The following is a 22,717-nucleotide window of genomic DNA, read 5'->3' as shown; positions in this document are numbered from 1 at the left end:
GATCGTTGTTCAGTGCGCGTTGTTCGGCGCGCCGGTGTTCCAGGTCCAGTCCAGAATGGACGGCATGTCGATGCCGTGTTGGCGGATGTACGCGCTGTGCGCCGCGAGACTGTCCTCGGCGAACCGCAGCGCCGCCTGGCGGACGTGCTGCAGCTTGGGCACGCGCTTCACGGTGGCGGCGAACAGGTGGAAGCGGTCGACCTCGTTGAGCACCACCATGTCGAATGGCGTGGTCGTCGTGCCCTCCTCGCGAAAGCCGTGCACGTGGATGTTGGCGTGGTTGGCGCGCCGGTAGGTGAGCCGATGGATCAGCGACGGGTAGCCGTGGTAGGCAAAGATGACCGGCCTGTCGATGGTGAACATGGTGTCGAACTGCGCCTCGTCCAGGCCGTGCGGGTGCACGTGCGCCGGCTGCAAGGTCATCAGGTCGACGATGTTGACGACACGCACGCTGAGCGTCGGAAAATGCTCGCGCAGCATCTGCACCGCGGCCAGCGTTTCGAGCGTCGGCACGTCGCCGGCGCACGCCAGCACGACGTCGACATCGTCGTCGCGGTCGTTGCTGGCCCATTCCCATACGCCGATGCCGGCGCGGCAATGGGCGATGGCGGCGTCGATGCCCAGCCACTGCGCTTCCGGATGCTTGCCGGCGACGATGACGTTGATCTTGTTGCGGCTGCGCAGGCAATGATCGGTGACGGCGAGCAGCGTGTTGGCGTCCGGCGGCAGGTAGACGCGGACGATCTCGGCCTTCTTGTTGAGCACATGGTCGATGAAGCCCGGGTCCTGGTGGCTGGCGCCGTTGTGGTCCTGGCGCCAGACATGCGACGACAGCAAGTAGTTCAGCGAAGCGATCGGCTCGCGCCAGCCGATCGCGTTGGCCGACTTGAGCCACTTGGCGTGCTGGTTGAACATCGAATCGACGATGTGGATGAACGCCTCGTAGCAGGAGAACATGCCGTGGCGGCCGGTCAGCAGATAGCCTTCGAGCCAGCCTTCGCATTGATGCTCGCTGAGCATTTCCATCACCCGGCCGTCGGCGGCGACATCTTCGTCGCCGCGAAGGATCTCGGCGGTCGAACAGCGGGCGGTCGCGTCGAACACGGCGGCCCAGCGGTTCGACGCCGTTTCGTCCGGGCTGAAGATGCGGAAATTGCTCATGTTTTGCTGCATCACCGCGCGCAGGTACTCGCCCTGCACGCGGGTCGATTCGGCCAGCGCGGCGCCGGGCGCCGCCACGCTGACGGCAAACTCATGCACGTTGGGCAGTTCCAGGTCGCGCAGCAGCGCGCCGCCGTTGGCGACCGGATTGGCGCTCATGCGGCGTGCGCCGGCCGGCGCCAGTGCGCGCAGCGGCGCGATCAGTTTGCCGGCCGCGTCGAACAACTCGTGCGGCGCATAGCTGTGCATCCATTGTTCCAGCAGCGCCAGGTGGCCCGGCTTGTGCATGTCCGCGATCGGCACCTGGTGCGCGCGAAAGGTCCCTTCGCTCGGCTTGCCGTCCACCGTCTGTGGACCGGTCCAGCCTTTGGGCGAGCGCAGCACGATCATCGGCCAGCGCGGGCGATCGGTGAAACCGTTGGCGCGCGCGTCGCGCTGGATGGCGCCGATGCGCTGCACGACCAGGTCGAGCGTGTCGGCCATCAGCCGGTGCATGGCGTCCGGATCGTCGCCTTCGACGAAGAACGGCTCGTAGCCGTAGCCGGTCATCAAGGCGGCCAGTTCGGCGCGCGGGATGCGCGCGAGCACGGTCGGCCCGGCAATCTTGTAGCCGTTCAGGTGCAGAATCGGCAGCACGGCGCCGTCGTGCACCGGATTGAGGAACTTGTTCGAGTGCCAGCTCGTTGCCAGCGCGCCGGTCTCGGCTTCGCCGTCGCCGACCACGCAGGCAACGATCAGGTCGGGATTGTCGAAGGCGGCGCCGAATGCATGCGACAAGGAATAGCCGAGCTCGCCCCCTTCGTGGATCGAGCCAGGCGTCTCGGCCGACACGTGGCTCGGGATCCCGCCGGGAAAGGAGAATTGCTTGAACAGGCGCCGCATGCCTTCGGCGTCTTGCGCGATGTCCGGATACACCTCGCTGTAGGTGTCTTCCAGGTAGGCATTGGCGACCAGGCCCGGCCCGCCATGGCCGGGGCCGGTGACGTACAGCACCGACAGGTCATGCGCCAGGATGACGCGGTTCAGGTGCACGTAGATGAAGTTGAGCCCGGGCGTCGTGCCCCAGTGGCCCAGCAGGCGCGGCTTGACGTGCGCTTGCGTCAGCGGCTGGCGCAGCATCGGGTTGTCGAGCAAATATATCTGCCCGACCGACAGGTAGTTGGCCGCGCGCCAGTACGCGTGCATGTCGCGCAGCGTCTCTGCGGTGGCGGCGGCCGGCACGGTCATGTCATCCATGGACTTCCATTCCGGCATTGCTGCCGTTGTCTTGACGCAGCAACATGTGCGCCTCTTCGGCGATCATCCATTGCTCGTCGGTGTGGATGATGCGCACGCTGACGAGGCTGTCGTCGGCGGAAATGAGCGCGGCACCGGCGGCATTGCGCGCCGGGTCGAGGCGCACGCCGATGTGGGCCAGGCCCTCGCAGATGCGCTCGCGCGCCTCGGCCGAATTGGCGCCGACCCCGGCGGTAAACACCAGCGTGCCGACGCCCTTGATGGCGGCGGCCATCGCGCAGATCGCCTTGCGCGCCTGGTAGCAGAACAGGTCGACGGCCTGGGCGGCGCGCGGATCGGCTTTCGCGCGCGCCATCAGCTCGCGCAGGTCGCCGCTGCTGCCGGACACGCCCAGCAGACCCGATTCGTGGTTGAGCATGTGGTTGAAGCGGGCCGGCTCCATGGCCTCGTTGCGGAAGCAATGCCAGGCCAGGCCGGGATCGATGTCGCCGGAGCGGTTGCCCATGGCGATGCCGCCGGCGGGGGAGAAACCCATCGTGGTATCGCGGCTTTGGCCGCCCTGCACGGCAGTGACGCTGGCGCCGCCGCCGAGGTGGGCCAGGATGACCTTGCCGGCGGCCGCGTCCGGCCCGATGATGCTGCCCAGCTGGCGCATCAGGTAGGCGCACGACAGGCCGTGGTAGCCGAAGCGCCTGACGCCGGCGTCGTAATAGCGGTGCGGAATGGCCATCATGCTGGCCACCGCCGGCATGCCGGCGTGGAAGGCGCTGTCGAAGCAGGCGATATGGGTGACATCCGGATAGCGGCGGCGCAGCGTTTCGATCAGGTGCAATTCCTGCGGCAAATGCTCGGGGTCGGCGGTGGCACAGTCGTACAGCGCGCCGAGCATGGCGCCGTCGATCTTTTCGCAAGTGGCGACATGCACGCCGCCATGGACGACGCGGTGCGCAATGGCCGCCAGCGACGCCGGCTCGAGCCGCGCGGCCAGCCAGTCGACCAGCACATTGACGGCGGTGACGCGGTCTGCAACGGCAAACCTGCGCTCCAGCGTATCGCGGCTGTCGGCGCCATGCACGGTAAAGCAGCTGCCGGGACGCCCGATGCCGCTGATTTCGCCCTCGAATACCGCGGTCACGATCGGGGCCGTATTGAACAGGGCAAACTTGATGCTCGACGATCCGGCGTTGATCACCAACAGTTGGGGCTTGGCGGGAATGCTCATGAAGTTTCCTCGTGGGTGAATTGCAGCGGCCCTGGGATCGGACGGAATATCGACCAGGCGATGGGCAAGCAGCGAAGAGCGCGCCCGTGAAAACACTGAGTGGCGAGGTGGCCAGTTAACAGTAACACACTAGTTCGCGCGGGCCGGTTCGCCATGCCGGCCGCGCCGTCACACCTGGATTTCGCCGAAAAAACCCAGCTGCAGGCTGCCGGCGATCCGCTCGGCGACCTGGATCGCCGCGGCGGACTCCTCGATGCCGAACACCTCGATCGCCGTCATCCTGAACAGCGCCAGCCAGCGGACGAAATGCTCCTTGCCGATGCCGTTCAATGCCATGTGCTTGGCGAAGACGTTGCCCTCGAACTCGCCGGTGCCCAGCAGCACCTTGGTCCAGAACGCAACCATGCGTGGCATGTGCTGGTCCCACTTGCCTTCGAGCTTGCTGGCAAACACCGGCCCGAGCACGGCGTCGTCGCGCACGCGCGCGTAAAATGCGTCGACCATCAGCGGTATCGATGCTGCCGTAATCGAGGTCATCGCTTGCCTTTCATGCCTAGTTCACGTAATTGAGCAGCTCGGGGCCGAACACTTCGCGGTGCAGGCGGCTTGCCGGCACGCCCGCTTCGATGAGCGAGCGCCACTGTGCCTGCATGAAGGCGACCGGGCCGCACAGGTAGACGTCGGCATCCTGGTAGGCCCACGCCGGCACCTTGCTCACGTCCATCATACCCGCGGCGATCGACGAATCGTCCTCGGGCGCAAACGTTTCGTAGAAGGTAGCTACCGAAAGGTTCGGCATCGACTGCTTCGCCACGGCGACATCGGCGCGGTGCGCGTGATGGCGGCCGGCACGGGCGGCGTGGACGAACGTGACGTGCCGCTGCGGATTGATGCGCGCGATGCGGTTCAGTACCGCGATCATCGGCGTGATCCCGACTCCGGCCGACATCAGCACGATCGGCGCGGCGCCTTCGGTGTCGGCGGTGAAGTCGCCGAACGGATGCGTCACTTTCAAGATGCTGCCCTTGACCACATGCTGGTGCAGCCAGTTCGATACACGGCCGGCCGGCGTGGCGTCGCCCTCGCGCTCGCGCTTGACGGAGATGCGCAGCGACTGGCCATTCGGCGCGTCGGACAGGCTGTACTGGCGCAGCTGCGTGGCGCCGTCATCGAACGTGACGGACACGCTCAGGTACTGGCCCGGCTTGAAGGCGGGCGCCGCTTCCCCACCGGCAGGTGCGAGCACGAACGCGGTGATGTCGTCGCTTTCGTCGATGACGTCGATGACCCGCATGTCGTTGAGCTGGCCGGGCGCAATGCCGGCTTGCGCGTACAGCACGTTCTCGGCGGCGATCAGCGCGGCGGCCAGTTCGGAATACGCCTCATCCCAGGCGGCGATCAGCGCCGGCGTGGCGGCATCGCCGAGCACTTGCTGGATGGCGCCGAGCAGGTAGCGGCCGACGATCGGATAGTGCTGCGCCGTGATGCCGAGCGACGCGTGCTTGTGCACGATGCGGCTGACGACCGGGGCGAGCACGGCGGCGTTGTCGATGTTGGCCGCGTAGGCAAACACGGCGGAGGCGAGCGACTGCTGCTGGCTGCCATTGGCCTGGTTGCCCATGTTGAACAAGTTGGTCAGCTCCGGGTGCGCGGCAAACATATTGCGGTAGAACGTCGTGGTGATGGCGAGGCCATGTTCGCGCAACACGGGAACACTGGCGTCGATGTAGGGGCGGGCAACTGCGGAAACCATTCGATTCTCCAAAATGCATGAGTGCATCAACAACTACAAAAAATGCTCACATCGTGTGAGTCGTGCTCGTCAGCAGCACCATTCTATCAAAGATGCATTTTATCTGAATGTTATCGCTCAATTTCACTTTTCACCCGCAACGCTGGCTCGGCTTATGATGTGCACTGGTGATGCGGCTGAACTGCACGAAAGAGGAAATGAAGAGTACGTTGAAAGCACCTGTCGATTCACCGGCGAGCGCGCCGTCCCTCGCGGCGCGCCGGCCGTTCCTGACCGCGCTTGCCCTGTCGCTGGGCGCTGCCGTGTCGCTTGGCCTGACGCGCTTTTCATACGCGCTGTTGCTGCCGCCGATGCGCGACGACCTGGGCTGGAGTTACCTGTTGTCCGGCTCGATGAATACCGGCAATGCGCTCGGCTACTTCATCGGCGCGCTGATCACGCCGGCCATCATGCGGCGCTTCGGCGCCCAAGCCGCGCTGGTCGGCGGCGCCGTGCTGGCCGGCATCTTCATGATGCTGTCCGGCCTGGTGGTGAACGCCGAACTGCTGATTCTGCAGCGCGTGCTGGCCGGCATTGCCAGCGCCGCCATCTTCATTGCCGGCGGCGTGCTGGCCGCGCGGCTCAGTCTGCTGCATCCGGACCGCGCCGGCCTGCTGATCGGCATCTACTACGGCGGCACCGGCATCGGCATCGTGATCTCGGCGCTGCTGGTGCCGCTTGCGCTGGCCGCGGCCGGCGCAAGCGGCGCCGCGCATGGGTGGCAGTGGGCGTGGGTGGCGCTGGGCGCCGTCTGCCTGCTGGCGACGGTGGCGATGGCGCTGCCGGCGCGCCACATCGACGGCGCCGCCTCGCCGGCCAGCGCGCACGGCAATTTCCGCCTGCGGCCCTTTGCGTTCGGGCTGCTCGGCTATCTGATGTTCGGCGTCGGCTACATCGGCTACATGACCTTCGTCATCGCCGTGCTCAAGGAGCAAGGCATGGGCGCCGGCACCATCACGCTGTTTTACTCGATGCTCGGAGTGGCGGTGATCGCCTCGTCGCGCATCTGGGCGCGCATGCTCGACCGCTTCAAGGGCGGCCAGTCGATGGCGGTGCTCAATGGACTGCTCGGCGTGGCGACCATCATGCCGGCGTTGACGTCGGCGCCAGTGCTGGTGTTTGTCTCGGGCCTGATGTTCGGCGCGATTTTCCTGTCCGTGGTGGCCTCCACCACCGCGCTGGTGCGCCACAATTTGCCGCAGCACGCCTGGTCGTCCGGCATCAGCGCGTTCACGACGGTGTTCGCGCTCGGGCAGATCGTCGGGCCGTCGATGATCGGCTGGATCGCCGACGGGCCGGGCGGCTTGCAGCGCGGGCTGATATATTCCGCCGTGGCGCTGTTTGCCGGCGCCGTGCTGGCGTCGCGCCAGCGCGCACTCGAAGGAAGCAAATGAATAAATTGATCGCCGAATTGACCAGGTTATACCTGCCGCCTGGCGCCATGTCGGCGCCGGCGCTCGAACAGCAGCTGCGCGCCGTCAGCCTGGCAAACGGCGACAGCCAGGCGCGCGCCATGGTCATCCCGTTCGTCAAGACCGACATCGAAGGCGAACATTGGACAATCCTGTGCGAGGTAGCCAACGCCGTGCAGGCGGAGCTTGGCCTGCCGGCGCCGGCGGTGAGCATTTCCGGCGACGATGGATACGCTCTGTGGCTGTCGCTCGAGCGGGCCGTGCCGACGTCGGTGATCCAGCAGTTCCTCGGGCTGCTGCGCCAGGCGTACTTTCCGGGCATGGAACTGCGCGCGGACGCCGCGACGGCGCCGGTCGAACTGCCGCCATGCCTGCACCAGTCCAGCGGCAAATGGTCGGCCTTCATCAATCCGGGACTGGGCGCGTCGTTCACCGACGAGGCGGGGCTGGAGATGGCGCCGCCAATCGCCGGTCAGGCCGCCCTGCTCGAGAGCGTGCAAAGCATCGGCGCGGCGCAGTTTCAGCGGGCGATGACGATGCTGCAGCAGGCGCATGGCGGCGCGGCGGGCGCCGGCGAGAGCGCCCCTGTCCCAGTGAATGGCTTACTGCTGATGGACGCCACGCTGGAAGACATCGTCCGCCACCTGCACGCGAAACACATCGAGCCGACCTTCCGGCACCTGATGCGCAGGCCGTGAGCCGCGATTACTTCGCCGGCGTGGCCAGCGGTTTGCTCTTGTCGACGACATACACGCCGACAAAGCGCAGCGGCGCCGTGCCCGGATTGCGCGCGCCGTGCACTTTACCGGCGAGGACGACGAAGGCTTCGCCAGCCTTGACGAGCCGCGGCGGCTCGCCGTCGATCAGCAGTTCGACTTCGCCTTCCAGCACGTAGCTGATCTCGTCGCCCGGATGGGTGTGGCGCGGCGCGAGCACGCCGCCGTCGATCTCGCCGCGCACCACTACCGCCTGCTGGCCTGGCGCGGCGACGTCCGCGGTCAGCACCGGCGTGCGCTTGATCTGCGCCGAGGCCCCAGCGGCGGCCAGCAAGGCAACGACGAGAAATGATGCGGCCAGCATGCTGGATGGTTTCTGTGCTGTCATGACGGTCCTTTCGAGAACAGTTGGCGCAATGCGCCCGGCTATCTTACGCCGGTGCGTTGCGATCTGAATAACCAATTATCGCTGCATGCCGCGATTTGTAGTTTCGCTCAAGAAACGAATATGCGATGATATGACTCAATTCACAATCTTTTCGAAGAAGCACCATGCCACTCCTCCGAACCTCGCCGCTGTTCGGCATGTTCGCCGCGCTCTTGCTTTGCGCGATTCCGACGACCGCCCTCGCCGGCGATACGGTGCTCGCGCCCTCGCCTGCGCTGGCATGCCTGACCCTGCCGGCCGGCGGGCCCGACCGCCCGGATTACCCGGCCGAATCGCTCAACCGCAAAGAAGGCGGCGTCGTGCGCGTGCAGCTCGAGTTCCGCGATCCCGAGCGCTCCCCGCGCGTCACGCTTGTGCGACGATCCGGCATCCGTGCGCTCGACGATGTCGTCAGCGAGCACGTCGAGCAATACCGCGTTCCGTGCATGCAGGCCGCCGGCGGCCCGGTCACCTTGCTGCGCGAGTACTCTTTCGATCCGGACGGACGCAGCCGGGTGGTGGCGTCGCCGCCGCGCGACAGCGCCGACCCCGCGCGCGCCGCTCAGATGAGCTGCATGCGCCATACCGTCGCCGACGCCAAACCGGTGTATCCGCGCCAGGCCTTGCGCATGGAGCAGCAGGGCGTGCTGCTGGTGAAGCTGCGCTTCACCGCGCCCGACCTGCCGCCGGCGATGGAGTGGATCGCCGCCACGCCGCACCAGGGCCTGCGCAATTCGGTCGAGGAATTCGCCGCGGGGCTGCGGCTGCCGTGCCTCGACAAGGGGCCGGTCGAGGTCTTGCGCGCCTACCGTTTCCTCCTTAGCGGCGGACCGCGCACCGTGCTGCGCGACAGCACCCTGGTCAATTTTCTGCGCACCGGCAAGGACCTGGCAAAGCCGGTCTTTTTCGACTTCAACGCGATGTCCTGCCCGTTCGACGTGCGCCTGACCTATTCGCGGCCATTTGCCAGGAACGTCGTGCAGCAGCTCGACACGCGCAATCCCGCGCGCCAGCCGCTACTCGACTGGCTGGCCGGCGTGACCCTCAATTTCAGCGATGCGCAGCAGCTCGAAGTATTCGGCTACACGATGATCGTCAGCGTGCCGTGCGGGACGCTGGAGCTGTGAAGGCCAGCGGCCGGCGGGCGGTGTAAGCGATGCCGCTGGTCGCGGCGTACGCCGCGGTCCTGCTGGCCGCACTGGCGCACGCGTCGTGGAATGCCTTGCTCAAGACCAGCGGCGACCGCGTGCTGATGCTGGCGGCGATCCGCCTGGTCGGCCTGGTCGCGGGCATCGTCACCGCCATCATCGTGCCGCTGCCGTCGACGCAGGCGCTGCCCTATCTGCTCGCCGCGGCGGCGATCCACTACGCCTATTTCGGACTGATGATTGCCTCCTACCGCGTCGGCGACATGAACCAGGTGTACCCGATCGCGCGCGGCATCGCGCCGCTGCTGGTCCTGCTACCCGGCGCGCTGCTGGCCGGCGAGGTATTCGGCGCCATGTCGATGCTTGGCGTGTGCCTGCTGTCGGCCGGCGTGTTGCTGCTCGCCTCCGGCACCAGTACAAGCAACCGCAAGGCCATCATGCTGGCGCTGTGCACCGGCGTGGCGATCGCCGGCTACAGTTTCTTGAGCGGCCTGGGGATACGCAAAGGCGGCACGCTGCTCGGCTACATCGCGTGGCTTGAAATCTGCACCGGCATCGGCATCGGCATGGTTGCCTTTGCCGGCACGCGCGGCAAGGACGCGATGGCGACGTTCGCGCACGGCCATTGGCGTTCGGCCGTGGCGGCCGGCGTGCTTTCCGTGGGCGGCTACGCGATCGCGCTCGCCGCCATGTCGATCGCGCCGATCGCGCAGGTCGTCGCGCTACGCGAAACGAGCGTCGTGTTCGCGGCGTGTATCGGATCGCTGTTTTTTGGGCGAGAAATTTGGCGCCAGGCGCATCGCCGCTTCCGTTATCGTGGCCGCCGGCTTGATCCTGCTCGCTTTCGCATCGACGTGATTTAGCTCAACGCGGCAATCCCCAGACAGCCTGAGATGTCGCCAGCCGCGCAGTTGCGGCGACAGTGCGACAAGCATGCGTCCATGCGATACACTGACCTGGTTCAGGACCGTGCGAGAATTGCCATGGGAAAAATTACCGTTGAGCTGGAAGAGAACGCGGCAAAAAGCGCGCAGGAAATTGCGACGCTCCAACATGTTTTGCCATCGGATGTCGCAAACTGTGCTGTGATGATCGGCTTGGAGATACTGCGCGCGGAGCAGTTCAAGCAGAACGGCTTGGTGCAGAAATTCATCAGGTCGCAACAATCCCACGCTATTTCGCGCTCGCAAGAAGCCCCGCAACCCGACCCTCAGGAAGCAAAGAAGCGTGCCATCATGGACGGATTTGGTATCTGGAAGGAACTTGCGACGGCGCCGAAAGAGGGCTTGCAGTACCAGCAGGAGGCGCGGTCAGAATGGAACTAGTCCTCCTCGACACTACTATCGTCATCGACTTCTTTAACGGAATTCCGCAGGCCGCAGATGAAGTCGCCAAACACGATGACATCGCCATCAGCGTCATTACCTGGCTAGAAGTGCTTGCCGGTGTGCATAGTGACCCGGACGCCGAGAGGCAGACAAAGGCGCAATTAGCGTCGTTCACCGTCCACCCGCTTGAAGTGGGCGCCGTTGCGGACCGCACTGTCGCGTTGCGCAGCGCCAGCTTTGCACCCGGCGCGAAGAAGCTCCCTATACCGGACGCCATCATCAAAGCGACCGCCGATGTGCACGGCCGCATCCTGGTTACACGCAACACCCGCGACTTCGGATTTCCCGATGTCCGGATCCCGTATCAAGTGCAGATCGATGCAAATGGCAAACTGACCGTCTTTGACGTAAAAGCGTAACGTTCAGGAGTCAGACCCGGTTTTACTTTCAAGGGGTCTGACCTCGGTGTGCCGCCGCCAACAAAAACCGGGGTCAGACCCTGGGTCAGACCCCCAACGGAAAAACCGGGGGCTGACCCCGTACCATCGCTCAGCGCGCGGCGACGCCCAGCAGCGCCGGCAAGGTCGACACCAGGTACAGCACCACGCCGATCAAGCCGCCGACCAAGGTGCCGTTGATGCGGATGTACTGCAGGTCCTTGCCGATATTGAGCTCGATCTGCTGCGACATCTCCTCGCTGTCCCAGTTCTTCACGGTGTCGGCGATGTGCCGGGTCAGGAACTGCGCAAACTCCGGCGCCGCGCTGCGTACCGCCGCCTCCAGATGGTCGTTGAGCGACTGGCGCAGCCGCGCGTCCTCGGCCAGCGTGCGGCCGATCCAGCTGCCGGTGGCCACCACGCGCTGGTGCAGCACCGACTGCTCGCTGTGCAGGTCCTTTTTCAGCCACGCCTTCAGGTCGTCCCACAATGACTTCAAGTAGGTGTTGAGGGTGTCGTCGCCTAGCAGGTACTGCTTGATCTCCTCGCCCTTCTGATGGAACTCGGGATCGTTTTTCAGCCGCTCGACGAAGTCGTGGGTGAAGCGGTCGAAGTTGCGGCGCAGCTCGTGATCGGGGTCGCCATTGACCTTGGCAAGAATGCCGGCCGCCAGCCGCACCGCGATGTCGGCGCCCTTGCGGCCGATCATCTCCGACGGCAGCACTTTTTCGAACACCGCGTATTCTTCCTTCAGCCAGTCGACGATGCCCTGCGCGATGAAGGCCTGCGTCTCTTCGTTGTGCAGCAGCGTGGCGAGCTGGTTGATGCCTTCGTCGAGCAGCTGCTGGTGGCGCCCGTTTTTGGTCATCGATTCGATGATCACGCCGGCCGACTGCGACAGGTCGACGCTGTTGACCAGCGAGTGCACCGCCTTGCGGATGAAGTTCTGCACCGGCGCGTCCTCGATGAAATCGAGTACGCCGGCGGCCAGCTTGACCAGGTAGTCGCCCAGCACCTTGGCGTTGTCGGGCCGGACCAGCCAGTCGGCCACCTTCTGCGCGGGATCGTGGCGCCGGATCAGGCTCACCACCGATTCGGTATCGAGAAATTTGTCGCGCACGAACACGGCCAGGTTGTCGGCGATTTTCTCCTTGTTCTTGGGGATGATGGCGGTATGGCGCGACACGAACGGAATCGGCACCCGCTTGAACAGGGCGACGACGGCGAACCAGTCGGCCAGCGCGCCAATCATCGCCGCCTCGGCGAACGCTTTGAGAAGACCGACCCACCACAGCGGCGGCAGGAACAGCGTCACGGCGAACACGACGCCGGCGCCGATAAAGAACATCAGCGCCAGCCGCTTGGAGGCGCGCAGTTCGCCTTCCTTGTCGATCGGTACGGCGGTGCTCAATCGGGCTCGCCCACGTCGGTGTTTTCGTCGAGCTGGTAGTCGCCGCGCTCGTAGGCGGCGAGGATTTCTTCCGCCTGCTGCAGGTATTCGGCGGGCGCCAGGATGCGCACGCCGCCGAGCGCCGGCGCGATCAGCAGGTCGGCCTGCACGTGGTTGGCGTCGGCCACCACCGCCGGCACGCCGCCCGCCACCAGGCAGCCCTGCAGCACGTAGGCATCGGTCGGCACCAGGCACTTGGCGACGACGAACAGGTCGCGGCCGGGCAGCGCTTCGGCTTCCATGCCGGCGCTGGCAATGCGGCCCTGGTCACCCAGCGTGTTTTCCATCGCGACTCCTCTGCGGTTTCAAGAATGCCATCTTACTACCGCGGCCGTTTGCACGCGTCAGATCACGTGTGCTTCCTTGAGCGCCTCAATATCGGCGTCTGCCCAGCCCCAGCCGGCCAGGATGGCGGCGCTGTCGGCGCCCGGCGCGGACGCGGCAGCGCCCACCGCCGGCGCGGTGCGCGAAAAGCGCGGCGCAGGCGCCGGCTGCGTCACGCCGTCGATGTCGATGAAGGTGCCGCGGGCGACGTTGTGCGGATGGGCCGGCGCCTCGGCCATGTCGAGCACCGGGGCGAAGCAGACGTCGGTGCCTTCGAGCAGAGCGCACCAGTCGCCGCGCCCGCGCGTGGCGAACAGCGCGGTGAAGCGCTGTTTCATCTGCGGCCAGCTGGTGGCGTCCATCTGGGCGCTGAAGGCCGGGTCGGAGGCGCCGGTCAGCTTGAGCAGCAAGGCATAGAACTGCGGCTCGATCGAGCCGATCGAGATGAATTTGCCGTCAAGGCAGGCGTAGGTATCGTAGAACGGGGCGCCGCCGTCGAGCAGGTTCGAGGCGCGCTGGTCGTTCCATGCGCCGAAGGCGCGAAAGCCGTACATCATGGCGCCGAGCAGCGCGGCGCCGTCGGTCATGGCGGCGTCGACCACCTGGCCGTTGCCGGAGGTGCGCGCCTCGAGCACCGCGCAGACGACGCCGAACGCGAGCATCATGGCGCCGCCACCGAAGTCGCCCACCAGGTTCAAGGGCGGCGCCGGCGGCGTGTCGGCGCGGCCCATCGCGTGCAGCATGCCGGTCAGCGCGATGTAGTTGAGGTCATGGCCTGCCGCCTGCGCCAGCGGACCGTGCTGCCCCCAGCCGGTCACGCGGCCGTACACCAGCTTCGGGTTGCGCGCGTGGCAGACGTCGGGGCCGAAGCCGAGCCGCTCCATCACGCCGGGACGAAAGCCCTCCAGCACGACGTCGGCCTGGTCGAGCAGGCGCAGCACCACTTCCTTGGCCGCCGGCAGCTTGAGGTCAAGCGCCAGCGAGCGGCGCCCGCGCGCCATCACGTCGTACTTCGTGCCGAGCATCGGGAACGGATTGTCGGCGCCGGGCGGCGCCTTGCGGTCGATGCGGATCACTTCCGCGCCCATGTCGGCCAACATCATGGCGGCGAAAGGACACGGCCCGAGGCCCACCATCTCCACCACGCGAATTCCTGCCAGCGGTCCTGCCATGCGAAGTTCCCCTTACAGTGAACGGGCGATGATTTCTTTCATGATCTCATTGGCGCCGCCGTAGATGCGCTGCACCCGCGCGTCGACGTACATCTGCGCGATCGGGTATTCGAGCATGTAGCCGTAGCCGCCGAACAGCTGCACGCACTGGTCGATGACCTTGCATTGCAGGTCCGAGATCCAGTACTTCGCCATCGACGCCTGCACCGCATCCATGCGCCCGGCGATCATGTCGTCGATGCAGCGGTCGATGAAGATGCGTGCGATGGTCGCTTCTGTCTTGATCTCGGCCAGCACGAAGCGTGTGTTCTGCATTTCGATCAGGGCCTGGCCGAATGCCTTGCGCTCACGCGTGTGCTCGACCGTCAGTTTCAGCGCGCGCTCGATCGCGGCCACGCCGGACACGCCAAGGATGGTGCGCTCGTACGGCAGCTCGGTCATCAATTGCGCGAAGCCGCGTCCTTCGACGCCGCCCAGGACACCGTCGCTTGCCACGTGGGCGTCGTCGAAGAAAAGCTCGCACGTGTCCTGGCCCTTCTGGCCGACTTTTTCGAGGATGCGGCCTACCCGGAAGCCCGGATTGTTGTTCGTCTCGAGCAACAGCAGCGACACGCCGCGCGCGCCGGCTTCGGGGTCGGTCTTGACGACCACCAGAACGAGGTCGGCCAAAAAGCCGTTCGAGATGAAGGTCTTGGAGCCGTTGACGCGGTAGCCGCCGGGGCCTGCCACGGCGGCGGTGCGGATGCCCTTCAGGTCGGAGCCGGCGCCCGGTTCCGACATGGCGATGGCGCCGACCATCTCGCCGCTGGCCAACAGCGGCAGGTATTTCTGTTTTTGTTCTTCGGTGCCCTGGTTGAGGATGTAGTGGGCGACGATGGCGTGCACGTGGATGCCGAACGCCATGTCGCCGGCGTAGCCGAGCTCCTCGAAAACGACGCACTGGTGGGCGAAGCTGCCGCCCGAGCCGCCGTACTGTTCCGGTATATCGGCCAGCAGCATGCCGATCTCGCCGCCCTTGTTCCACAGTGCGCGGTCGACGTGCTGCTGGTCCCTGAAGCGCTGCTGGTGCGGCGCCACTTCACTGTCGACGAAGCGGCGCACCGCGTCGCGAAAGCCTTCCAGCTCGGGATTCATCCACGGAGAAGTGAGGTCCATGGCAGCTCCTACGACGCGCGGTACATGGTGACGACGCAGGCGCCGCCGAGACCGAGGTTGTGCTGCAGCGCGACTTTCGCGCCCTTGACCTGGCGCGCGGCGGCGTCGCCGCGCAGCTGGTGGGTCAGCTCGTAGCACTGCGCCAGGCCGGTGGCGCCAAGCGGATGGCCTTTCGACAGCAGGCCGCCGGATGGATTGGTCACGACCTTGCCGCCGTAGGTATTGTCGCCTTCGCTGATGAACTTGTCGGCGCCGCCCTCCGGGCACAGGCCGAGCGCCTCGTAGGTGATCAACTCGTTCTGGGCGAAACAGTCGTGCAGTTCGACGACGTCGAGGTCTTCCGGGCCGATGCCGGACTGCGCGTAGACCTTGGCGGCCGCCTCGCGGCTCATGTCGTAGCCGACCAGGCGCATCATGTCGTTCGAATCGAAGGTGCCGGGACGGTCGGTCGTCATGGCCTGGCCGGCGATGTAGACGTCGGTCCTGAGGCCATGCTTGCGCGCGAATTGTTCCGATACCAGCACGGCCGCGGCGGCGCCGCAGGTTGGCGCGCATGCCATCAGGCGCGTCATCACGCCCGGCCAGATCATTGGCGCGTCGAGCACGTCCTGGGTGCTCACTTGCTTGCGAAACAGCGCCAGCGGATTGTTCACGGCATGGCGGCTGGCCTTGGCGCGGATCTTGGCAAAGGCGTCGAACGGGGTGCCGTATTTTTCCATGTGCGCCAGGCCCGCGCCGCCGAAGTAGCGCAGTGCCAGCGGGATCTCCGGCTTGCCGACCAGCCGGTCGGTAACGGCGTCGAACGGATCGAAAGGGCTGGGACGGTCGTCGAACACGTTGCCGAGTGCGCCAGGGCTCATTTGCTCGAAGCCGAGCACCAGCACGCAGTCGGCGGCGCCGCTGGCCACCGCCTGGCGCGCCAGGAACAGCGCGGTCGAACCGGTCGAGCAATTGTTGTTGACGTTGACGATCGGGATGCCGGACAGGCCGACCTGGTACAGCGCCTTCTGGCCGCTGGTCGAGTCGCCGTAGACGTAGCCGGCATACGCCTGCTCGACGTCGTCGTAGCCGATGCCGGCGTCTTCCAGCGCCTGGCGGGTGGCCATCGCGCCCATCTGGTCGTACGGCGCGCTGGCGCCTGGCTTGGCGAACGGGATCATGCCTACGCCGGTGACGAATACTTTGCGGCTCACTGCGCGCTCCTGAACGATTTGGACACTCGATTATAGGTCAGCCGTACTATTTTGGCATAGCTGACGCGTGCGATAATTACAGCATGCCACCGTCACTCGCCAGCGTCCCGATAAACAAGTCCTCGGTCACGACCGAGAAGGGGCTCGGCCGCGCCAAGGATATCCTGCAGGCGGCGCGCGAACTGCTCGCCGCCGACGGCTATGCCGGGCTGTCGATGCGGCGCGTGGCGGCCGAAGTGGGCATCAGCCTGTCGAACGTGCAGCACTATTACCAGAGCAAGGATTCGCTGGTCGAAGCGCTGCTGCTGTACACGATGGACGTGTTCCAGGCGAAGATGGATTCGATCCGCGCGGAGATGGGCAGCGCCTCGCGCAGCGAGCTGTTCCTGTCGACGGTCGACATGTTCCTCGACGAGATCACCGATCCGGTGACGCACGCGATTTTCTTCGAGATCTGGGCGTTGGCGTCGCGCAACGCGTTCGCGTCGTCGCTGATGGCCAGGATGCTGGGGCGCGAGCGCAAGGCGATCTACCTGCTGATCCGCGGCCTCAATCCGGCGATACCGGACAGCGAGTACATGCAGCGCGCAATCCTGATGGTGGCGCAGATGGAAGGCCTGATGCTGTTCAGGCTGGACAAGCACAAGCGGCGGGAAGAATTTTTGGCGGTGCGCGATTCGGTGCGCAAGTCGCTGCTGATGCTGGCGACGGCGCCTTGAGGGTCTGACCTTGGTCGGCCGGCGCCAACACAACCGGGGTCAGACCCCCTGAAAGCAAAATCGGGTCTGCCCCCTATCAGACGGCGGCGCCCTCGCACAGCGTCAGGTGCGGACCGGAGATGTGCGCCATCAGCAGCTCGCGGCGCTCCTCCAGCAGCGCGAAGATCGCATCCTTCGACAGCACGTACTGGTCGAGCAGCGTGTCCTTGATCGACTCGATCATCGCCTTGTAATCGTGGATCGCGCCCAGCGTGTAGCTGTAGAGTTCATCGGACTTCTCCTCGACCTGGCGGATCGAGTGTTCGCCGTTGCTGTCCTGGCCAAGCTGGGTGTAGTCGATCTTCGAGCGCGAATACATCGACAGGCGGTTGACCATCAGGTTCAGCATCTTGGTGGCCTTTTCGATGTCGTTCTGGCTGCCGACCGAAATGCCGCGCGCGCCGTAGAACAGCTCCTCGGCAGCGACGCCGCCGTAAAGCTGGATGACATCCTGCTCGAGTTCTTCGAGCGTGCGCAGCGATACGTCGTCGCCCGAATTGAGCACGTACCCGAGGGCGCCGATCTTCGACACCGACTCGGTGCTGATCTTGAGCAGGTGCGACTTCGCCTTCACCTGTTCGAGCGACATTCCCTGGCGCAGGTACGGATCGATCTGCATGAAGAAGTGTCCCAGTTCGTGCAGCGCAACGCGCTCGCGCTGCTTGTGCTTTTCGGCCGTCGTCGCACGGTCGGTCAGGCCCAGCGTGGCGCGCTCGAAAGCGCGGAACATCAGGTCGGTGTTGATGATCGTCTTTTCCTGGATCGAGATCATGCTGGCGCGTTCGACCACGGTTTCGAGCAGCGCGGGACTGAGGTTGGCGGTCATCTCGGCGACCTGGCCCAGGTCGAGGTCATTCCAGTCGACCAGGCCTTCCTTCTTGTGCGACAAAAAGCTCTTGAGCAGTTCGCCGCGCTCGGCCTTGTTCGGCAGGCGGAAGTTGATCTTCACCGAGAAGCGGCGCAGCATCGCCTCGTCCATCTCGGACGAGGCATCGTCGAAGTTCGACGCCACCACCCAGATCACGCCGGCGCCCTTGTCGCTCTTGACGCCGTCGAGCAGGCCGAGCAGCGTGTTGGCGGTGTCGTCTTCCCACTTCTTTTCGCCGCGGCCGCGCGGCATGAACAGGGTCTGCGCTTCATCGAGGAAGATGATGCAGCTGCCCTTGGCGCAGGCCTTTCGGTACAGCGCGTTGAGCGCCTTCGAGCCGCCGCCGATAAAGCCCGATTCGAGTGCCGAGCCGGATGCCTGGATCAGCGGCACGTTGAGCTTCTTGGCGAGGTAGCCTACCAGCTTGGTCTTGCCGGTGCCGGCCGGGCCGGTCAGCATCACGTTGAACGGCTTGTCGATGTTGTGCGACTTGTATTCGGCGCGGTTGCGGATCATGTCTTCGAGATGCAGCACTTCCTGCTTGATGTCTTCCATGCCGATCAGGTCGTCCATGCTGCCTTTGAGCTTGTCGGGCGTGATGACGGAGGCGTTCATGCCCATGCCGGGAATGCCGAACTTGAGTGCGTAGATGATCAGGCCGATGAGCAGGACGTCGAGCGCGTGGCGCTTGAGGAAGGCGGTCGCTTGCGCCGAGGCGCTGTTTTCGCCTTCGTCGAGCAGCACCGCCTTGTGCGAAGCGAGATAGTCGTCCTTGGCGATCGAATACGGGATGGCGTTCTTGAGCAGCACTTCGCGCTCGAGGCTCAGGTGCGAGGTGCTCGGCACCTTGACGACGTGCAGCTCGGAGGCGCCCTTGAACTTGAAGATGTAGCGCGGCGACTCGGACAGCGGCTTGGCCACCATCAAATAGTCGAGCTGTTCCTTCTTCGCGGCCAGCGCGGTGATTTCGGAGATGTTCTGCGACAGCACGATCGGACTGGTGTCCTGGGCGACGTCACCGCGCAAGAACGCCATCCAGACGATCAAGGCGAGCAGCATGACGGCGCCGACGCGCACATACGTGTTCTTGAAGGCGATCTGAAGTTTGGCTAAGTTAGGCATAGGGACTCTTTGATTGATTGATGCGCGTGGTGCGGACTGCGAACAGCCGTGGTTGCCGGCGAAGGTGGGGCGCAGCAATCGAAAAGGCAGGATGGCCCGAGGGCCGCACAATGACCATTTGCCATCAATTTGATGCTCGGAGGCAATAAGGATATCGAGACTATACCGCCAAAAAAAACCCAGGTACAAACAAATTTATGTAAAACTTCGTGCAGCGCAACAGATGTGATCACAGCAGTAATTGAACCCGTTATCGTCCTGATAAACTTGCTTATCGACTTGATAAAAACGTGCCGATTACCGCCCTTTTTGTTGGCGTTATCAACATCTGTTAAATCGTACGCCGCCTTCAATGGCGGGCTCTACAACGCGGCTATCTGTTTGTTGTTTGTCAGTCGAATCGGACGCCCCGCCATCAAGAATCGCGGTATGCTGGAGTCGTGGATCGAATCCGATTTTCCATTGGCGGCAGGGACAAACAAAGGAAGATGCCGTGACAAAAATCGCACTTGCAGCAAGCCTGGCGCTGCTCATGTTCGGCAGCGCGCAGGCCAGCGTGGCGGAGGTCGCGGCCGGGCGCGGGCCAGCCGGTTTGCCACTAACGTTGCCGGTCGTCGCGGCGGCCAACCTGCCGGCCTCGGGCGGCGCGGGTGGCATTGTCGTGCTGCAGTCGGCCACATCCGAGCTGGCCGAACCGGAAATGTTCGCCATGATGCTGCTGGGGCTGGTGCTGATCGGCTACCGCGCAACGCGCGACAGCAGCGAAAAGTTCAAGTAAGCGGCAAGGCGCGCTGCAGCACGAGGGTGTACAGCTACCCGCGCAGCTACCCGCGCGCCGTGCACAGCGCGTGCAGCTTGGTGACGGTATTCCAGTTGCGCGCCGTCGTGGAGTCACCCAGCACCTTGCTGACGGCCGCAGCCGCCGCGCTGTCGAGCACGCCGTCGGGACACCAGACATACACAGCATCCTTGCCCACTGCCAGCGCGCCAGGCGCCCAATCGTGCTCGGCCAGCGGCGCAAGCAGTGGTGCGTGGCTGCCATCGGACAAGATGAAGGTGACGAGGCGCGCATGGTCGGTGGATTGCGCCACCAGCGGATTGGCGGCGACGATGGCGCCGAGTTGTTCGCCACTACGCACCATCACGCGCGCGGCGACGCCGAGCCGGCGCACCAGCGCCTCCTCGATGGCGGCGGCGGCCGGCGCCGGCGCATGCACCGGACTGCCGAACACGACGTTGCCGCTATTGAGGACGGTACGCACGTCGGTGAAGCCGAGTTCTTCGAACAAGGTACGCAAGTCGGCCATCGCGACGCGTTTGGCGCGGCCGACATTGATGCCGCGCAGGAGGGCAATGCCGCAGTGGAAGGTCATGCCCCCGATTCTACTCCACAGCGTTACGCTGGTCGCCGGTCAGCCCAGCAAGCCTTCGTCGCGCATCGCCTGCTGCACCGCAGGGCGGGCAGCGATGCGGGCGTGAAACGCCTGCAGCACGGGGTATGGCGCGAGATCGAACTGGACCACGGCAGCCCAGTTGAGGACAGTAAACAGGTAGCCATCGGCCACCGAGAAGCGCTCGCCGATGAGGTAGTCGCGGCCTTCGAGGCGCTGGGCAACGAGGGCAAACCGCTTCGCCAGCGCCGCGCGCGCACCGGCCTTGGCGTCGTCGCTGCTGGCCGGATTGAACAGCGGGCTGTAATTCTTGTGGATTTCGGTACCGATGAAATTGAGCCACTCGAGCAGTTGGTAGTGCTCGGCGGTAGCGTGGGCCGGCGTCAGCTGCTTGTCGGGAGCCTGGTCGGCGATGTACTGCGTGATCGCCACGCCTTCGGTGAGGATGGTGCCATTGTCCAGTTCCAGTGCCGGGACGTATCCTTTCGGATTGATGGCCATGAAGTCGGCGCCGCTCTCGGTGAGCCGCTTGCGGATGTTGACCTTTTCGGTGGTGAACGGCAGGCCTGCTTCGAGCAGGGCAATGTGGGGGGACAGCGAGCAGGCGCCGGGACTGAAGTACAGTTTCATGGGGATCCTTTGCGTGGCGTTAGCGCGACAGTGATCGCGCAGCAGGCCCGGCTTCCGTTGTTCCGGAGGCGCGCGGCATGGCGAGAATACAACAAAACCAGCGGTCCAGCTTGGCCCGGCGCAAGCGCAGCACTAATGCGGCGGCGCGCCGGCGCTTTCCACCGCATCGATGTCGACGGCGCCGTCGCGTGGCGTCACGCGGGGCATGCGCAAGGTAAATTCGGTGCCGACGCCAACCGTGCTGCGCGCCTTGATGGTGCCGCAAAACTGTTTGACGACGAGGTTGTAGACGATGTTCAGGCCGAGTCCGGTGCCGCCCTGCCCGCGCCGGGTGGTGAAGAAAGGATCGAAGATGCGGTCGAGCACCTCCGGCGGGATGCCTTTGCCGTTATCGGTGAGCAGTAGTTCGACCATGTCGCCGACCAGCCGCGCGTGGATGTCGATGGTGCCGGGATGCTCGGGTGAAAGCGCATGCTCGGCGCAATTGAGCATCAGGTTGGTGATGACCTGGGCAAACGCGCCGGGGTAGCTGTCGAGCACGATATCGTCGTCGCCCTCGAGCTTGAGCTCGAGGGCGATGTTCTTCAGCTTCGGCTGCAGGCTCGTGACGATCTCGTCGATATACGCCATCAGCGCGAACCGGCGCCGCGCCTCGCTGGTCTGGTCGACGGCGATCTGCTTGAAACTGTGGATCAGGTGGGCCGCGCGGTAGGCGTTGTTGATGATCAGGCGGGTGCTTTCGGCCGCCGTGTCGAGGTAGCGCAGCACCACCGATTTTCTCAGCCCGTCGGTGGCGACGGCCGCCTGCAACTGGTCGGTGGCGTCCTTCAGCACCGATGCGCTGGTCAGGGCGATGCCGACCGGCGTATTGATTTCATGTGCCACGCCGGCGACCAGGCTGCCCAGCGAGGCCAGCCGCTCCGACTGCAGCAGCGACTCCTGGGTGCGGCGCAGATCCGTCATCGCCTGCTCGGTCTGCTGCGCCGAGCGCAGCGCGGCGTCCTCGGCCTCGCGGATGCGCAGGATGGTCGACTTCAGGCGGCGCTGGATCTGGTTGAAGCCGCGGATCACGTCGCCGAGCTCGTCGCGGCGGTTCTCCGGCAACTCCTCGACTTCGCCGGTGCCGCGCGTGGCCAGCTCGAACAGGCCGTAGCTGAGCCGGCGCAGCGGGCGGAACACGACACGCAGCGACGACGACAGCGCCAGCACCAGGATGACGTCGAGCAGCAGCACCTCGATGATCTTGCGCATCAGTTCGGACGACAGCGCGGCGTCGATCTGCGCACGGCTGAAATACACGACGACCTTGCCCACCGGTACCGGCTGCATGCTGGTGCTGGCCGAACCGGCGTCGCGGAAAACGAGATCGGCGGCGACCGGGGTGGCGCTGGCCGGCGGCTGGCGGCCGGCCGCGACGAGCCCGCCGTCGGCGCCGCGCGCCTTGCCGGCGAACAGGCCCACCGCGCTGTCATAGACGCGGATCGAGACCACTTCGGGCGGCAGCATTTCGGCCTCCAGGATCGTCTCGACCTTGGCCTTGTCGAGGTCCCACAGCGCCGACGGCAGGCTGATCCCGAGGCGGGTCAGCACGCCGTCGCGCAGGCGCTGGTTGCTGCTTTCGAGTTCCTTGCCGAGCGAGTACTGGGCATAGCTGCCGGAAATGGCCAGCACCAGCGTGACGATCACCACGAACAGCAGTTGCAAGCGGCTTTGAATACTGAACATTCGATCCTTTCAAGGACGCTGTCCCCCAATGTAAGGGAAGCCCTGCCGCT

At 65.2% G+C, this 22,717-nt stretch carries 22 protein-coding genes; 8 read left to right on the top strand and 14 right to left on the bottom strand.

Features of this window, described 5'->3' with window-relative positions; translation table 11 throughout:
* Positions 1-9: 9 nt before the first annotated feature.
* The 4 genes from ACP7DD_RS09225 to hmpA all read right to left on the bottom strand — a co-directional run bounded on the left by ACP7DD_RS09225 (position 10) and on the right by hmpA (position 5,372).
* Positions 10-2,397 carry a phosphoketolase family protein gene (locus ACP7DD_RS09225; RefSeq protein WP_426174451.1) on the bottom strand — a complete coding sequence of 796 codons (2,388 nt, stop codon included), beginning with the start codon at positions 2,395-2,397 and terminating at the stop codon, positions 10-12.
* Positions 2,390-3,619, bottom strand: a complete 1,230-nt coding sequence (locus ACP7DD_RS09220; protein WP_426174450.1) for an acetate/propionate family kinase — start codon at positions 3,617-3,619, stop codon at positions 2,390-2,392. The genes ACP7DD_RS09225 and ACP7DD_RS09220 overlap by 8 nt, the downstream gene beginning before the upstream one ends.
* Positions 3,620-3,787: 168 nt before the next feature.
* Entirely contained in the window at positions 3,788-4,156 is a 369-nt protein-coding gene (locus tag ACP7DD_RS09215; protein WP_426174449.1) for a group III truncated hemoglobin, read from the bottom strand.
* A 16-nt stretch (positions 4,157-4,172) separates the two neighbouring features.
* On the bottom strand, positions 4,173-5,372 hold the full coding sequence (hmpA, locus tag ACP7DD_RS09210) for an NO-inducible flavohemoprotein (RefSeq protein ID WP_426174448.1): 1,200 nt from the start codon (positions 5,370-5,372) through the stop codon (positions 4,173-4,175).
* 197 nt (positions 5,373-5,569) lie between these two features.
* Here hmpA and ACP7DD_RS09205 point away from each other — a divergent pair, with 197 nt between their 5' ends.
* On the top strand, positions 5,570-6,805 hold the full coding sequence (locus tag ACP7DD_RS09205; RefSeq protein ID WP_426174447.1) for a YbfB/YjiJ family MFS transporter: 1,236 nt from the start codon (positions 5,570-5,572) through the stop codon (positions 6,803-6,805).
* A complete protein-coding gene (locus ACP7DD_RS09200; RefSeq protein WP_426174444.1) occupies positions 6,802-7,521 on the top strand; it encodes a hypothetical protein in 720 nt (239 codons plus the stop codon). The genes ACP7DD_RS09205 and ACP7DD_RS09200 overlap by 4 nt, the downstream gene beginning before the upstream one ends.
* A gap of 7 nt (positions 7,522-7,528) precedes the next feature.
* Here ACP7DD_RS09200 and ACP7DD_RS09195 read toward each other — a convergent pair whose 3' ends face one another.
* Positions 7,529-7,927: a cupin domain-containing protein gene (locus ACP7DD_RS09195; protein WP_426174443.1), complete on the bottom strand. Its 399-nt coding sequence runs from the start codon at positions 7,925-7,927 to the stop codon at positions 7,529-7,531.
* A gap of 164 nt (positions 7,928-8,091) precedes the next feature.
* Here ACP7DD_RS09195 and ACP7DD_RS09190 point away from each other — a divergent pair, with 164 nt between their 5' ends.
* The 4 genes from ACP7DD_RS09190 (at position 8,092) to ACP7DD_RS09175 (ending at position 10,861) form a co-directional block, all read left to right on the top strand.
* Entirely contained in the window at positions 8,092-9,093 is a 1,002-nt protein-coding gene (locus ACP7DD_RS09190) for a hypothetical protein (protein ID WP_426174442.1), read from the top strand.
* 29 nt (positions 9,094-9,122) lie between these two features.
* Positions 9,123-9,977, top strand: a complete 855-nt coding sequence (locus ACP7DD_RS09185) for an EamA family transporter (RefSeq protein ID WP_426174441.1) — start codon at positions 9,123-9,125, stop codon at positions 9,975-9,977.
* Positions 9,978-10,097: 120 nt separating this feature from the next.
* Complete coding sequence (locus tag ACP7DD_RS09180; protein ID WP_426174440.1) at positions 10,098-10,439, top strand: hypothetical protein; 342 nt, start codon at positions 10,098-10,100, stop codon at positions 10,437-10,439.
* On the top strand, positions 10,430-10,861 hold the full coding sequence (locus ACP7DD_RS09175) for a PIN domain-containing protein (RefSeq protein ID WP_426174439.1): 432 nt from the start codon (positions 10,430-10,432) through the stop codon (positions 10,859-10,861). The genes ACP7DD_RS09180 and ACP7DD_RS09175 overlap by 10 nt, the downstream gene beginning before the upstream one ends.
* A 130-nt stretch (positions 10,862-10,991) precedes the next feature.
* Here ACP7DD_RS09175 and ACP7DD_RS09170 read toward each other — a convergent pair whose 3' ends face one another.
* From ACP7DD_RS09170 to ACP7DD_RS09150, 5 genes are read right to left on the bottom strand one after another with little or no spacing between them, the layout of a single operon-like run.
* Positions 10,992-12,272, bottom strand: a complete 1,281-nt coding sequence (locus tag ACP7DD_RS09170; protein WP_426174471.1) for a DUF445 domain-containing protein — start codon at positions 12,270-12,272, stop codon at positions 10,992-10,994.
* 14 nt (positions 12,273-12,286) lie between these two features.
* Entirely contained in the window at positions 12,287-12,616 is a 330-nt protein-coding gene (locus ACP7DD_RS09165) for a hypothetical protein (protein ID WP_426174438.1), read from the bottom strand.
* Positions 12,617-12,673: 57 nt separating this feature from the next.
* The gene (locus tag ACP7DD_RS09160; RefSeq protein WP_426174437.1) at positions 12,674-13,825 is read right to left on the bottom strand and encodes a CaiB/BaiF CoA transferase family protein; all 1,152 of its coding nucleotides are present in this window, start codon (positions 13,823-13,825) and stop codon (positions 12,674-12,676) included.
* Between the two features lie 12 nt (positions 13,826-13,837).
* Positions 13,838-14,980 (bottom strand): acyl-CoA dehydrogenase family protein, encoded by a 1,143-nt coding sequence (locus ACP7DD_RS09155; RefSeq protein ID WP_426174436.1) that lies wholly within the window; start codon positions 14,978-14,980, stop codon positions 13,838-13,840.
* An 8-nt stretch (positions 14,981-14,988) separates the two neighbouring features.
* Positions 14,989-16,173, bottom strand: a complete 1,185-nt coding sequence (locus ACP7DD_RS09150; RefSeq protein ID WP_426174435.1) for a lipid-transfer protein — start codon at positions 16,171-16,173, stop codon at positions 14,989-14,991.
* Between the two features lie 83 nt (positions 16,174-16,256).
* On the opposite strand from ACP7DD_RS09150, the gene ACP7DD_RS09145 reads away from it, so the two are divergent.
* On the top strand, positions 16,257-16,892 hold the full coding sequence (locus ACP7DD_RS09145) for a TetR/AcrR family transcriptional regulator (protein WP_426174434.1): 636 nt from the start codon (positions 16,257-16,259) through the stop codon (positions 16,890-16,892).
* A 76-nt stretch (positions 16,893-16,968) separates the two neighbouring features.
* On the opposite strand, the gene ACP7DD_RS09140 is transcribed toward ACP7DD_RS09145, so the two are convergent.
* The gene (locus ACP7DD_RS09140) at positions 16,969-18,921 is read right to left on the bottom strand and encodes an AAA family ATPase (protein WP_426174433.1); all 1,953 of its coding nucleotides are present in this window, start codon (positions 18,919-18,921) and stop codon (positions 16,969-16,971) included.
* Positions 18,922-19,414: 493 nt separating this feature from the next.
* Here ACP7DD_RS09140 and ACP7DD_RS09135 point away from each other — a divergent pair, with 493 nt between their 5' ends.
* Positions 19,415-19,699, top strand: coding sequence for a hypothetical protein (locus ACP7DD_RS09135; RefSeq protein ID WP_426174431.1), 285 nt, complete (start codon positions 19,415-19,417; stop codon positions 19,697-19,699).
* Between the two features lie 46 nt (positions 19,700-19,745).
* Here the strand turns inward: ACP7DD_RS09135 and ACP7DD_RS09130 are convergent, their stop codons facing one another.
* The 3 genes from ACP7DD_RS09130 to ACP7DD_RS09120 form a co-directional block, all read right to left on the bottom strand.
* On the bottom strand, positions 19,746-20,294 hold the full coding sequence (locus tag ACP7DD_RS09130) for a DUF1697 domain-containing protein (RefSeq protein WP_426174430.1): 549 nt from the start codon (positions 20,292-20,294) through the stop codon (positions 19,746-19,748).
* A gap of 39 nt (positions 20,295-20,333) precedes the next feature.
* The gene (gene gstA, locus ACP7DD_RS09125) at positions 20,334-20,942 is read right to left on the bottom strand and encodes a glutathione transferase GstA (protein WP_426174429.1); all 609 of its coding nucleotides are present in this window, start codon (positions 20,940-20,942) and stop codon (positions 20,334-20,336) included.
* Positions 20,943-21,074: 132 nt separating this feature from the next.
* Positions 21,075-22,667 carry a sensor histidine kinase gene (locus ACP7DD_RS09120; RefSeq protein ID WP_426174428.1) on the bottom strand — a complete coding sequence of 531 codons (1,593 nt, stop codon included), beginning with the start codon at positions 22,665-22,667 and terminating at the stop codon, positions 21,075-21,077.
* Positions 22,668-22,717 lie beyond the last annotated feature (50 nt).

The organism is Massilia sp. TWR1-2-2 (assembly GCF_049897565.1).
Classification (GTDB): domain Bacteria; phylum Pseudomonadota; class Gammaproteobacteria; order Burkholderiales; family Burkholderiaceae_D; genus JAFCUW01.
Note: the sequence above shows the minus strand (reverse complement) of the source record. Positions and strands in the feature narration are given on the sequence as shown.

What these genes read in the sequence shown, in the direction of transcription:
- ACP7DD_RS09180 (WP_426174440.1), top strand. Translation starts at nt 10,098, where the DNA reads ATGGGAAAAATTACCGTTGAGCTGGAAGAGAACGCGGCAAAAAGCGCG.
- ACP7DD_RS09195 (WP_426174443.1), bottom strand. Translation starts at nt 7,927, where the DNA reads ATGACAGCACAGAAACCATCCAGCATGCTGGCCGCATCATTTCTCGTC.
- ACP7DD_RS09200 (WP_426174444.1), top strand. Translation starts at nt 6,802, where the DNA reads ATGAATAAATTGATCGCCGAATTGACCAGGTTATACCTGCCGCCTGGC.
- gstA (WP_426174429.1), bottom strand. Translation starts at nt 20,942, where the DNA reads ATGAAACTGTACTTCAGTCCCGGCGCCTGCTCGCTGTCCCCCCACATT.
- ACP7DD_RS09140 (WP_426174433.1), bottom strand. Translation starts at nt 18,921, where the DNA reads ATGCCTAACTTAGCCAAACTTCAGATCGCCTTCAAGAACACGTATGTG.
- ACP7DD_RS09225 (WP_426174451.1), bottom strand. Translation starts at nt 2,397, where the DNA reads ATGGATGACATGACCGTGCCGGCCGCCGCCACCGCAGAGACGCTGCGC.
- hmpA (WP_426174448.1), bottom strand. Translation starts at nt 5,372, where the DNA reads ATGGTTTCCGCAGTTGCCCGCCCCTACATCGACGCCAGTGTTCCCGTG.
- ACP7DD_RS09120 (WP_426174428.1), bottom strand. Translation starts at nt 22,667, where the DNA reads ATGTTCAGTATTCAAAGCCGCTTGCAACTGCTGTTCGTGGTGATCGTC.
- ACP7DD_RS09190 (WP_426174442.1), top strand. Translation starts at nt 8,092, where the DNA reads ATGCCACTCCTCCGAACCTCGCCGCTGTTCGGCATGTTCGCCGCGCTC.
- ACP7DD_RS09155 (WP_426174436.1), bottom strand. Translation starts at nt 14,980, where the DNA reads ATGGACCTCACTTCTCCGTGGATGAATCCCGAGCTGGAAGGCTTTCGC.
- ACP7DD_RS09160 (WP_426174437.1), bottom strand. Translation starts at nt 13,825, where the DNA reads ATGGCAGGACCGCTGGCAGGAATTCGCGTGGTGGAGATGGTGGGCCTC.
- ACP7DD_RS09165 (WP_426174438.1), bottom strand. Translation starts at nt 12,616, where the DNA reads ATGGAAAACACGCTGGGTGACCAGGGCCGCATTGCCAGCGCCGGCATG.
- ACP7DD_RS09130 (WP_426174430.1), bottom strand. Translation starts at nt 20,294, where the DNA reads ATGACCTTCCACTGCGGCATTGCCCTCCTGCGCGGCATCAATGTCGGC.
- ACP7DD_RS09220 (WP_426174450.1), bottom strand. Translation starts at nt 3,619, where the DNA reads ATGAGCATTCCCGCCAAGCCCCAACTGTTGGTGATCAACGCCGGATCG.
- ACP7DD_RS09185 (WP_426174441.1), top strand. Translation starts at nt 9,123, where the DNA reads ATGCCGCTGGTCGCGGCGTACGCCGCGGTCCTGCTGGCCGCACTGGCG.
- ACP7DD_RS09205 (WP_426174447.1), top strand. Translation starts at nt 5,570, where the DNA reads ATGAAGAGTACGTTGAAAGCACCTGTCGATTCACCGGCGAGCGCGCCG.
- ACP7DD_RS09175 (WP_426174439.1), top strand. Translation starts at nt 10,430, where the DNA reads ATGGAACTAGTCCTCCTCGACACTACTATCGTCATCGACTTCTTTAAC.
- ACP7DD_RS09145 (WP_426174434.1), top strand. Translation starts at nt 16,257, where the DNA reads ATGCCACCGTCACTCGCCAGCGTCCCGATAAACAAGTCCTCGGTCACG.
- ACP7DD_RS09215 (WP_426174449.1), bottom strand. Translation starts at nt 4,156, where the DNA reads ATGACCTCGATTACGGCAGCATCGATACCGCTGATGGTCGACGCATTT.